10 protein-coding genes are annotated in these 12,162 nt (G+C 45.9%); 3 read left to right on the top strand and 7 right to left on the bottom strand.

Annotated features, from left to right (window positions below):
* Positions 1–49: 49 nt before the first annotated feature.
* From ACED41_RS13655 to ACED41_RS13685, 7 genes are all read right to left on the bottom strand, one after another.
* Positions 50–1,804 carry a lysophospholipid acyltransferase family protein gene (locus ACED41_RS13655; protein WP_102333017.1) on the bottom strand — a complete coding sequence of 585 codons (1,755 nt, stop codon included), beginning with the start codon at positions 1,802–1,804 and terminating at the stop codon, positions 50–52.
* A 12-nt stretch (positions 1,805–1,816) separates the two neighbouring features.
* Positions 1,817–2,254, bottom strand: a complete 438-nt coding sequence (locus ACED41_RS13660; protein ID WP_371725122.1) for a YHS domain-containing (seleno)protein — start codon at positions 2,252–2,254, stop codon at positions 1,817–1,819.
* Positions 2,255–2,266: 12 nt separating this feature from the next.
* Positions 2,267–3,016, bottom strand: a complete 750-nt coding sequence (locus tag ACED41_RS13665; RefSeq protein WP_017058882.1) for an NRDE family protein — start codon at positions 3,014–3,016, stop codon at positions 2,267–2,269.
* Position 3,017: 1 nt separating this feature from the next.
* Positions 3,018–3,560: a hypothetical protein gene (locus ACED41_RS13670; RefSeq protein ID WP_371725123.1), complete on the bottom strand. Its 543-nt coding sequence runs from the start codon at positions 3,558–3,560 to the stop codon at positions 3,018–3,020.
* Between the two features lie 19 nt (positions 3,561–3,579).
* Positions 3,580–4,713 carry a D-alanine--D-alanine ligase gene (locus ACED41_RS13675; protein ID WP_371725124.1) on the bottom strand — a complete coding sequence of 378 codons (1,134 nt, stop codon included), beginning with the start codon at positions 4,711–4,713 and terminating at the stop codon, positions 3,580–3,582.
* A complete protein-coding gene (locus ACED41_RS13680) occupies positions 4,710–5,297 on the bottom strand; it encodes a DedA family protein (protein ID WP_371725125.1) in 588 nt (195 codons plus the stop codon). The genes ACED41_RS13675 and ACED41_RS13680 overlap by 4 nt, the downstream gene beginning before the upstream one ends.
* A 286-nt stretch (positions 5,298–5,583) precedes the next feature.
* The gene (locus ACED41_RS13685) at positions 5,584–7,560 is read right to left on the bottom strand and encodes a bifunctional 2',3'-cyclic-nucleotide 2'-phosphodiesterase/3'-nucleotidase (protein WP_371725126.1); all 1,977 of its coding nucleotides are present in this window, start codon (positions 7,558–7,560) and stop codon (positions 5,584–5,586) included.
* 414 nt (positions 7,561–7,974) lie between these two features.
* Here ACED41_RS13685 and cysD point away from each other — a divergent pair, with 414 nt between their 5' ends.
* From cysD to ACED41_RS13700, 3 genes are all read left to right on the top strand, one after another.
* A complete protein-coding gene (gene cysD, locus ACED41_RS13690) occupies positions 7,975–8,919 on the top strand; it encodes a sulfate adenylyltransferase subunit CysD (protein ID WP_226088532.1) in 945 nt (314 codons plus the stop codon).
* An 18-nt stretch (positions 8,920–8,937) separates the two neighbouring features.
* Positions 8,938–10,368 (top strand): sulfate adenylyltransferase subunit CysN, encoded by a 1,431-nt coding sequence (cysN, locus tag ACED41_RS13695; protein ID WP_017058887.1) that lies wholly within the window; start codon positions 8,938–8,940, stop codon positions 10,366–10,368.
* 65 nt (positions 10,369–10,433) lie between these two features.
* Positions 10,434–12,158, top strand: a complete 1,725-nt coding sequence (locus tag ACED41_RS13700; RefSeq protein ID WP_017067554.1) for an SLC13 family permease — start codon at positions 10,434–10,436, stop codon at positions 12,156–12,158.
* The last annotated feature ends 4 nt before the right edge of the window (positions 12,159–12,162 follow it).

Consider the following 12,162-nt stretch of genomic DNA (forward strand, 5'->3'; position numbering starts at 1 on the left):
GTGCCGAAATCATCGCACTTATTTGGAGAGAGGTACAGAGCAGGATAAATCAGAGGCGTGCGTGTTGCTCTAGGTAATCTTGAGCAAGTTCTCTGCCCATGTATTTACCTAAGGTCTTCAATGGAACCTTCTTAAGGTTCACCACAATCAAGCCATCCAAGGCATCATTAAACGATGGGTCGACATTAAAACACACCAGTTTACCGTTCATCCCTAGATATTGGCGCAGCAGTACCGGCAGGCCTTTACCTTGCTCCATGCGTGCTAACACTTTAGAGAGCAGAGGCACACTCGCCAGTGAAGAGAGCAGGTGATTTTGCCAGAACACATGACTGCTGGTATTGAGTGGTGACGAAGGTGAAACCAAATTCGCCTTTTCCTCATCATAATGGTGGATTGATAACGTGGTCGCGATCAACAGACGCGCATTGTGGCTGTAATCATTGCTGATACTGACTGGGCCGAACAGATGGGTATATTGAGGGTGACGAGACACAAAGGTCGCAATGCCTTTCCACAATAGTAACAGTGAGTTCAGGCTCTTTTGGTAAGGTTTACTTACTACCGATCGCCCTAGTTCAATGCTGTTTTCTAACGTATCAATGAATTCTTGGTTGTAGTTAAACAGGCTACGAGAGTAAAGCTGATCAAGCCCGTGCTCTGCGATGAGTTTGTCGACCATACCGAGTCGATACGCCCCGACCAGTTCTGCCTTGGTTTTATTCCACACAAACAGTTGATGGTAGTAAAGGTCATACTCATCTAAATCACAGGCCAGCCCACTGCCTTCTCCGACTTCTCTAAAGCTTTCTTCTCTTACTCGACCAATCTCGCGCATTAAGTTAGGAATAGATTGGCTTGGTGTGCAGTAGACCTCAAAGTTCCCTTGCTCGAGCAGTTTCATCTCTTCAGGGAGTGAGTCTATCTCTATTGATAAGACTTCTGGTGGAATAGGCGCTATCACTTGGGTATCGAAAGAGGGCGCGTGGATTGGCGTGTTCGGACTATCTTGTTGACTCATTAGATAGGTATTAAGTCGTAGGTAGTTGACGATATCCATCTCTTTTTCAAACGATTTTATCTCTGAATACGGAATCGATGAGCCAATCGAGATAGAGATAGTTGTCGCTTGTTTATTAAGAAGTTCACGCCCGAGTAGAGCGGTTCTCAACAGTGGATGAACACGACCCGCTTGATAGAAAAGCTCACTGTTCTTGCCATTGATAAAGATAGGTACCGTGGTGGCTTGGTGACGTTTGACGAATTTCGCTACCGACTTGCTCCACTCGATGTCTGTCAGTGTTTTTGCCCCTTTACGGTAGCTTGATACTTCACCTGCTGGGAATACAATCAATAGTCCACCATCAGCCAAATGACGATTGGCATCTCGAATCGCTTTGGCATTGGTGCGTTTCGATTCTTTACTGTTAAAGACATCGACACCGATGAAAAGATCATCCAGTTCAGGCAGGCGCTTAAGTAACTCATTGGCCAGCACCTTCACATCCTTTCTTACTGATCCTACGAGATCGGCAAGGATCACGCCTTCGATGGCGCCAAGCGGGTGGTTCGCCACAATCACGACAGGCCCTTCTTCCGGGATGTTTTCCGTGCTTCCCGATGCAACCGAGTAGTCGATATTGAGCGCCGACAGAGTGTAATTCATGAATTCGAAGCTAGATAACTCGTTTTTACGATCTTGGTAGAGTCGGTCTAGCTTAGATAGCCCAGTTGCCCACTCGACAACAGACTCACCTAAACCAAAAGGCGTGTAACGTGGTAAACGAAAAGGACTATCAATCATAATGAAATTACCTTACTTAATCAGTTGCGGCCAAACTTTATCGGCTTGTTGAATATGCTGTGCTTGGTCTTGTTCCCAGCGCTGCTTAATCTCTTGGTCGTAGTTGAGGTAAAGCTTGTTATCAACAATCGTCCATTGATGTGGGTCACTCGGTGCAAAGTCGCTCTTCGCTGATACTGCCCAAGCGCAATAGCTACCATATTGAGGGGCATATTTTTCAGGATTATTAACAAATAAAGTCAGATTCTTTTCAGAAGAGAAATACCAATCCGCCCCTTTGTACTCAGTGCTGAATTTTTTACTGCCTTCAATGGGCTTACCGGAAGTGAAATATGCGACGGTATCGTAGCCATCGAGCGCCTTACTGCTAAAGAAACCAGTGTAGATTTCATCGGCGGCAAATACGTACGGGCTAACAAGTAGCAGAACCATGGTGAATAGTTTTCTCATGATGGACTCCATCTATAGATTGATTGCGGGTGATAAATCAAAGGTAAAGCGCTGCTGATTTATCTGACATGGTTTAATGGGTTCGCATGGTGAGCCGGGTGCATAAAACATAGAGGCTTGACCATGCAGGTTACGTAAGTGTGTAAAGCTCACGGTATGTGCGTCTTCGCGATGCATACAGGTCGCTAAATGAGGTTGCTCATTGTGATGGTGAGAGTGGAACATCAGTAAGTTCTGTTGATTCTTACCTGCCGCCATGAGCTGATCATATTTTGCTTGTCGGTAGGCTTGCACTCGCTCTAAATCAACACCGGATGAGAAGAGTGGAGAATCAGTGTCGACTATTTTCTGTTGAATACCATCCCACATGTAGGCGATAACCAGACCATTGTGTTGGGTTAGATTGGGCGCGAAAGCTAGCAAGGTAAATGGGGCAAAAGAGTGTAGGTCTAGCTTGTGAAACGCTTCAGATAGCTGACTGATATTACGACTCGATGATAGGTTTTTAAGTAGCAAACCGCGGCTTACTAAAGGACCAACGGGCACTGTGCCTTGATAGTTATTGAGTAGGCACAGCGAAAGCCCGAACTCATTAATACTTATCCAGCTACCGCCGCCAGTTGGGTCGAGTGGCATGATGATATCGACACCGTTGACTCGATATTGTCTAGGTGGCATTGCCAGTGCCCGCGTCTTTTGTTCATCACGATTAAAAAAGACCTGATAACCATTTTCTTCAAGCAGCCAAGATACTGAACACATATTATTGCTCCCTCAGATAGCTGCTGGTGGTTGGGGCATAACCAAAGGTGTTGCAGGTCTCGACGTCTAGGAAGGTGGTGATCACCTTGATCATAGCGTAATGATGATTGGCATGCAGTGCGGCAAAGGTGACCTCTCTTTCGAGCGTTGAAGGCAGGATTGCGAACACTTGAGCGTCCATCGAAACTTCGGTTTGGATCATGATAGGCGCTTCGAGATCTCGACGGTCTAATCGTTCAAGCCAGTTGATCACATAGTGGATCTCTTTGACTGCAATAGAGCGGTCGTATTCGACAGGATGACCACGACGACGAGTGTTGTAATCAACGGTCTCATCCTCTTTTAAAATCAAGGCGTGAAAAAGATCCAGTGTGTGACGAGTATGTTCACCGATAGAGCTTGTAACGTGTGGCTTTGCTCGTGTTAGGTAATCGCTGTCAGAAATCGCTAACAAAAACTCTAGACCCTGATTCAATATCTCTACCGCTCCCTTGATGCTAGGAGAGAAAGAAGTAAGGGCGCTCGGCTGGGCTATGGGGTTCATTCATGATCCTCGTGAAAAGTTAGTCGGTAGTCGGATATTGTTGAACAAGACGTCGCTCTTCTTGCCACGCCGCAAATAAGCTCTTGAAAGAAGGGGATTGGTGGCCTCGTTGTTTTTGCTGAGCGCCAATATCAAAAAGAATGCGATATTGCAGAAGTAGCGTGGAAAATATCTCTCGCAATGGGGTGTTGCGATCCCAGATATGTCCAGCCTCACTGCTTGCGCCATTGACCTCAAGAATCGTGAAATCCTCGCCGTTCATTAGGCTGTGCATGTCCTTAAACTTGACGTCGAGTCGACCAAAGTGAAAGCCATCGAAGTCGTCGAATATCTCGTCTAAGCGTTCGGTTAAAGCCTGAGTGATGTATTGATTACCGTCTCGGAAGATACAGCCACGGCTATGGCTGCCTGCAAACGCGAGTTGGAACTCTTCGCCCTCTGCGAGCACTTGATCCAATTTATCTTCATGTCTCGGTAGATACAGGTGACTAAGCTGCCCAGCACGCGGGCTATTTTCAATTAACTGTTTGAGTGTCGACTTGCCATCACCCATCACCATTGGTGCGTATTTGAGTGTGATCGAGATGATCTCGCCTTGCTTTTTGTTTGGGTAACGAACATAGAAAACACCCGCTTCGGCTTGATAAGGCGCCTTTTTCTGCAGTAGAAAGCGAGCATTATTTGGGAAAGATTCAACATACTGCTCAAGTTGATCTTGTGTGTTGATCAGCTTAACTCCGACACCTCGACAGCCAAGATCCGGCTTAGCCACGATAGGGAAATCAAGATCCGTTTGTATGAGTGCGCTGCGTGCGTCTTCGGCTTGTTTTTTACTGCTGAGATCCGTTTTGGTTAGGGTGATAAACGGTGAGATCCAACGCTGACTTGAAGATCCGGCAAGGCTTAATATCTCGTGTTTTGATTCGCCGACCATGCCACTGAGTTTGATGCTCGGATTGGCGATGAGCGGCAGCGCCCAGTCAAAGTGCCGTAACCCTTGCATCAGGCTTTGAATGACCACTGGCGTGTAGAAGAACCAAGTCGGAAGAAACTCATAAGGAGAGACACTTCGCACGGTATCTTTTTCAAGCAGAGGCATACCTGCATTAATTTGATGTGCGGGAATGATGCGAATATCTTGCGGTGAACTCATGATAGCCCTCTAGAGTAGGTTTTATTCATTAATCGATTGCCGATAAACAGCAAAACGATGGCACACGGGATGATGATCCATTGATATTCAGAGGCTTGCAGCCAGGCTGATGTCCCTAAATAGTAGATGGCAGAGAAGACAATGCCAGTCCAGAGCGCAGTTGCGCTGATGACGGCAAATAAGAAAGTAGGCAGTGGGATGGCGAAAAAGCCACTCAGAGTAAAACCAACGGTGCGTAGCCCAGGAATAAAGCGGATAGCAAAAAGGCTGCTGAATGCGTTTTGGCGTAATTTGGTACGAAGCGAACGAAAGTACTTATTGGTGAGGGCTTTATATCGAACGCCTCGGAAGTAACGTCCTGATTTACCAAGGTAATAAAGACCAAGATCACCAGTGGCAATGCCAATGAAAATTGCAAGTAACGCATATTGCGGTGGGATGAGTGCTTGAGTCGCTAAACCAGCGGCCGTCACGATTGCCAGATCTTCAAGCAGGTAAGAAAGCGCGATAATGCCAAGCATCAGCCATAGCAGCGACTCCTCCCCTGAATGTAACCATGCTTGAATGCTCTCGACGGTGCCCATCAAATGTCCTTATCTATCCTATAGATGAATGGCTTACCGGCCATTCATTGAGTGTAGTAAATTAAATAGACAGGAGGAGCTCAGAAAAACTTACAGCGAATTGCTGCTTTTTTACGTTGATTGGATTCAATAGGTGATTTGAGGTGTGCGATATTAGGCGAAGAATGAGCAGGAGTTTAAGCTTCGAAAGCTGAGGCCTTACACTAAGAATTTAGATAAGAAAAGAAAAAGGCTGAGTCGTTAAACTCAGCCTTTTAGAAGGTTAACTATTGATTACTAGAGTAATCTATTTAGTTAGATCAATTTGGTAAACGCCGAAACCAACATCGTCAGTGGCAACACGTTTCATTGGGTATTGACCCTTCTCTTTAATGAACTGTGCCGCTTTCTCACTTGGCGACGTTTCAAAGCGGATATCTAGCTTTTTATCCGTTTTGATTGGTGCGAATGACCAGTTGTTGTCAGCTGTTGGGCTCACTTGGCCTTGCTCTTTGCTTACGCGAGAGATGTAGTTCGCCAGTACAGTACGGTTCTCATCTGGTGCATCAAATGCGATGAAGTCTTCACCTGTGCCTGGGAATTTAGCGCTGTAAGCTCGGTAGTTGTTGGTTGCGATCAGGAAGTCTTGCTTCATGTCGATTGGCTTACCTTGGTAAGTTAGGCCAACAATACGCTGAGAATCAGGGTTAACCACTTTACAGTTTGCATCGTATTTCGCAGGCTGAGTTACGTCGATTTGGTAATCCACACCGTCGATAACATCGAAGTTGTAAGTACGGAAGTTATCCCACTCAATCAGCTGTTGTGGTGCTGTTGAGTTCACATCGATTTGGTTGAATTGGCCAGCAGAACACTCAAGCCACTCTTTTACTTCGTGACCTGTTACCTTCATTGCAACTAGCGTGTTCGGGTAAAGGTATAAGTCAGCCGCGTTACGGAATGTCAGTTGGCCAGATTCAACCTCAGTGAAGTTCGCTGGGTCATTCTTACGGCCACCGGCTTTGAATGGCGCAGCAGCAGAAAGTACTGGTGTACCGTCTAGGTCTGGGTCACCTTGGATGAACTGTTCAACGTAATCTTTCTGTGCAAGGTTAACAATCTGCACTGTTGGATCGTCTTGTACTAGAGACAGGAAGCTGTACATCACGTCGTCTGCTTTACCAATTGGTTGGTTAACAAACTCACGAGTACCTGCGTGGTCTTTTTCTAGTGCTGTTACGATGCCTTCATCAGCATCTGCAAGTGATTTCTTCTCGATCTTGTCGTAGATAGGGCGTGCTTCTGATTGGCCTTTTACTACTTCCCACTTACCGTCTTTTTGTGCAAGTGTTAGGTCCATAACACCAACGTGGCTACCCCAACGACCTGGCATTACTGCTGCAACGCCGTTCATTGTGCCAGTTTCGTTGTCGATGCCTTGAATGTCATCAAAACCTTTACCTGGGAACACTGCGTGAGAGTGGCCGAATGCGATTGCATCTATGCCGTCTACTTCAGATAGGTAGAACGTTGAGTTCTCTTCGCCATTTCTGTATGGGTCCGTTGATACGCCTGAGTGAGGGATAGCAACGATAACTTCAGCGCCTTCCGCTTTCATTTGAGGCACTAACTCGTTAGCTGTCTCAATGATATCGCGAGCGATTACTTTACCTTCAAGGTTCTTCTTATCCCACGTCATGATTTGTGGTGGAACGAAACCGATGTAGCCGACTTTTACTTCATGCTCTACGCCTGCAGTATCTTCAAACGTGTGCGTCTTGATGATGTAAGGTGTGAAGTAGTGTTCTTTGGTTTTTGCGTCGTAAACGTTAGCACTGATGTACGGGAAATCAGCGTCGTTGATTGACTCTTCTAGGAAATCAAGACCGTAGTTGAATTCGTGGTTACCTAGGTTTGCAGCGTCGTAGCTTAGCTGGTTCATAGCTTTGTATGCAGGGTGAACTTCACCCGCTTCGATGCCTTTGTCTGCCATGTAGTCACCCATTGGGCTACCTTGCAGCAAGTCACCGTTATCAACTAATACGCTGTTGGTTACTTCGTTTTGAGCTTCTTTTACTAGAGTTGCAGTACGTGCTAAGCCGATTTTTTTCGATGGCTTGTCTTTGTAGTAATCGTAATCCATTAGGTTGGTATGGATGTCCGTCGTTTCTACGACACGTAATTTAATCACTTCATCGGTATCTGGTGTTGTTGTGCAGCCTGCTAAAGTCAAACCAAGACCCGCAAGTACAGCCAATGACAAAGGTTTCATTGCAACTTTCATTTTGTAGCTCCAAAGTGGATAGTAGAAAATTCGTTGCGTAATGTAACAAAATGGAATGAAACAATGATTACAACGAATGTTAATTCGTGACTTAGATCGATTACTTTATGGTGTTCTGCAAGACGCCTCCCAAACCTGATTAATCGATGTGCAACTGATATCGATAATATTAGTCCATTCATTTCACCTGCTTATCGATAAATTCAATCCCTTATCAGCTTTTCGAATAAAAAATGAAATTTTAGAATTTCCAGTAATATGAGAGGCTCGTCATAATGCCTATATCAAGGACGTATCAGGCAGACGAATAGCAAGGATAGCTCAACACGAAGCTTCTGTTTTCTTCTAGTGCCAATACTCCCATTCACTCAAGTGGATGAGTTAAATCCCATGCTTGGCAAGACCAAGTAATGAATTGCTCGTAACGCGAGCCTTAAAGGAAGCACTGAAATGGACCAAGAACGTTTAACCCACCTAAAACAGCTCGAAGCGGAAAGTATTCATATTATCCGTGAAGTGGCGGCTGAGTTTGATAACCCAGTGATGATGTACTCCATCGGAAAAGATTCTTCTGTGATGCTTCATTTAGCTCGCAAAGCGTTTTATCCAGGCAAGATTCCATTCCCGCTATTGCATGTAGATACGGATTGGAAATTCCGCGAGATGATTGAGTTTCGTGATCGTACGGCTAAAAAGTACGGCTTCGACCTTTTAGTACATAAGAACCCAGAAGGTATTGAGATGGGTTGTAGCCCATTTGTACATGGTTCTTCGAAGCACACTGACATCATGAAAACACAGGGCCTTAAGCAGGCGTTAAACAAGTATGGGTTCGATGCGGCTTTTGGTGGTGCGCGTCGTGATGAAGAAAAATCTCGTGCGAAAGAACGTGTTTATTCTTTCCGTGATAAGAACCATACGTGGGATCCAAAAAACCAGCGTCCAGAGCTTTGGCACACCTACAACGGTCAGGTTAATAAGGGCGAAAGCATTCGTGTCTTCCCGCTATCTAATTGGACTGAGCTCGATATCTGGCAATACATCTATCTAGAGAGCATCGATATTGTTCCACTTTACCTTTCAGACAAACGCCCTGTAGTTGAGCGTGATGGCATGCTGATCATGGTTGATGATGACCGTATGGAGCTGCAAGAAGGTGAAGTGATTGAAGAGAAAAGCGTTCGTTTTCGTACTTTAGGCTGTTACCCATTAACCGGAGCGGTTGAATCTGAGGCGAATACGCTAACGGGCATTATTGAAGAGATGCTGGTGGCGACGTCTAGTGAGCGTCAAGGTCGAGCGATTGACCATGATCAGTCGGGCTCTATGGAGCTGAAAAAGCGCCAAGGTTATTTCTAAGAATCTAAGGAAAGAAAAATGAATAGTGCAGTAGAAGCCGAATTGGCTGAACTAGGGATTGAAGGTTATCTAAGTCAGCATCAGCATAAATCTATGCTTAGATTTTTAACTTGTGGCTCGGTAGATGACGGTAAAAGTACGCTAATCGGTCGCTTACTCCATGATACAAAACAGATTTATGAAGATCAGCTAGCGGCGGTTCACTCGGATAGCCAACGAGTGGGAACGACAGGTGAGAAACCTGATTTGGCACTGCTTGTTGATGGTCTGCAGGCTGAGCGTGAGCAAGGGATCACGATCGATGTGGCTTACCGCTACTTCTCGACTCAAAAACGTAAGTTCATTATTGCTGATACTCCTGGGCATGAGCAGTATACGCGCAACATGGCAACAGGCGCTTCAACGTGTGATCTGGCGGTGATCTTGATTGATGCTCGTAAGGGCGTTCTGGATCAAACACGTCGTCACTCGTTTATCTCTAACCTGCTTGGTTTGAAGCATTTCATCGTTGCTGTAAACAAGATGGATCTCGTGGATTACGCGCAAGATCGTTTTGAAGAAATTCGCGATGAATACCTAGAGTTTGCAGAAAACCTAGAAGGCGAAACCAATATTCAGATCTTGCCAGTATCGGCGCTTGAAGGCATCAACGTTGCTGCACCAAGTAAAGAGCTTGCATGGTTCGAAGGCCCATCTCTGCTAGAAGTGTTAGAGAACGTCGACATTGACCAAAAGCGTTCGGCAGGTGAATTCCGATTCCCAGTTCAGTACGTCAATCGTCCTAACTTAGACTTCCGCGGTTTTGCTGGCACCGTTGCCTCTGGCCGTGTCAGTGTCGGTGATGAAATCAAGGCGCTGCCGTCGGGTAAAACCTCTAAGGTTGCACGCATTGTAACTTTTGATGGTGATTTGGAGTCTGCGCAAGCGGGCTTGGCAGTAACACTGACCCTTGAAGATGAGATTGATATCAGTCGTGGTGATTTGATTGTGCTAGAAAACGCGCAGATTGAATCCACTAACCACGTATTGGCTGACATCGTGTGGATGACAGAGCAACCATTGCAACCGGGCAAAGCTTACGACATCAAGATCGCAGGCAAGAAAACCGTCGGTCAGGTTGAAACAGTTCGCCACCAATATGACATCAACAACCTGTCGACCCACGCTGTCGATGAGTTACCACTGAATGGTATTGGCTTGTGTGAATGGTCTTTGAACGAGACTGTTGCATTGGATAAATACCGTGAGAGTGCGGATACCGGTGGCTTCATCGTTATCGACCGTCTAACCAACGTGACGGTTGGTGCGGGTTTGATTCGAGACCGTTTAGACTCTGTTGAACAGCAAGTCGGTAACTTCTCTGCATTTGAACTTGAGTTCAACGCATTGGTTCGCAAACATTTCCCTCATTGGGATGCCAAAGATCTAAGCCAACTACTGAAGTCATAAACGACCAAGTAACAGCTTATTGAATCAGGCGGAAACCGATCGTTTCCGCCATAAAGGACGGGTATATGTGGCAACAAGGATTTGTATTAGCGATTTTGCTCGGCATTATTACTTGCCTGCTCGTTACCCGTATTAAGCCAAGCTTTATCTTTGCTGGCGCGGCGTTTATTGCTTTTATGGCTGGCATGATCGACTTGTCGAGCTTGGCTAATAACTTCACTAACTCCTCGTTACTGACTTTAATTCTTCTGATCCTCGCATCAAGTGCGTTGGAGAAAACTCGCTTAATCAGCTGGGTTAGCCGCAATATCTCTGAAGGTAGGCTAGGTACCGTGGTTGCGAAGTTGGGTATTTCTACAGCGTTACTTTCTTCTTTTACTAATAACACCGCGGTGGTTGTTTCTTTGATCGGGGCGATCAAACGTAATCAACAGCACGCGCCGTCTAAGTTACTTATCCCTTTGTCATACGCTGCCATCTTAGGTGGCACCCTGACATTGATCGGCACCTCTACCAATTTGATCATCAATAGTTTTGTTGAAGATGCAGGTTTACCGAGCTTAAACTTTTTCACACCTACCTTGATCGGTTTAGCGGTTTTGGTCGGTGGGGTATTGATCCTTATTCCTCTTAGCTATTTTCTACCCAGCTACGATGATGGTTCTCAAGATGATCTGCCTTACTTTTTAGAAGCCAGAGTGGAGCCGGGCTCACCGTTAGTTGGTCGCAGCGTAAGTGAAAACAACCTCAGAGCATTGAGAAAACTGTTCTTAGCGGAAGTGATTCGAGACGGTAAGACCACCGCATCTATTGACCCTGATTTTATTCTTCAAGCTCGCGACCGATTGCTGTTTTGTGGTGATGTAGAGAGTGTTGCAACACTGCAAGAAATCCAAGGTTTAACCCTGTTTGGTCAGCATCATTTGAATGGCCAGAGCTTTGTTGAAGTGGTGGTGAGTTCGTCGGCAAGCTTCTGTAACAAAACCCTGAAAACCAGCCAATTTAGAGATCGTTTCGATGCGGTTGTGGTTGCTATTCGTCGTGGCCATGAACGCCTAGAAGGTGGGCTAGGGAATATCACATTGACCGCTGGTGATACCTTGATTTTGGTTCCAGGTAAACGCTTTGAAGAACAGCGCCAACAACACAACAAAGAGTTTGTGTTGATGAATGACTTAGATTCGAGTGCCAAGCTTGATGCCGACAAATCGACGTTCGTGTTGCTCGGATTTGCTAGCGTGATTGGTTTAGCCCTTATCGATGCAGTACCTATTATCAAAGGCTTAGCTGGTTTTCTACTGTTGCTGGTGGCATTTGGCGTGGTGCAACTGGGTGAGCTCCGCCGCCGTTTCCCAGTCGATATTGTGGTGATCGTGGGCTCTGCACTTTCTATTGCTCAACTGATGATTTCATCGGGTTTATCTGAGCGGATGGGGCTGATGTTTATGGAGGCGTTTAATGGCTGGGGCGTATTCGGTGCGTTAGTTGCTACCTACTTTATGACTTTGGTTTTGACAGAGCTGGTGACCAATAATGCGGCTGCAGCACTCTCATTTCCGATTGGCTACAGTATGGCAGTAGGTTATGGCGTTGACCCTATGCCGTTCATCATGGCGGTACTGTTTGGTGCCAGTGCCAGTTTTATCTCTCCATACGGCTACCAAACCAACTTACTTGTTTATAGCGTAGGTAATTACCATTTAACGGATTATCTGCGTATCGGCATTCCAATCTCGATTGTATATTCGGGCTTGGTGCTGACCCTAATTCCTTATTTTTTCCCATTTTAATGCT

It is taken from the genome of Vibrio sp. 1F255 (assembly GCF_041439145.1).
In the GTDB taxonomy this organism is placed as follows: Bacteria; Pseudomonadota; Gammaproteobacteria; order Enterobacterales; family Vibrionaceae; genus Vibrio; species Vibrio crassostreae_C.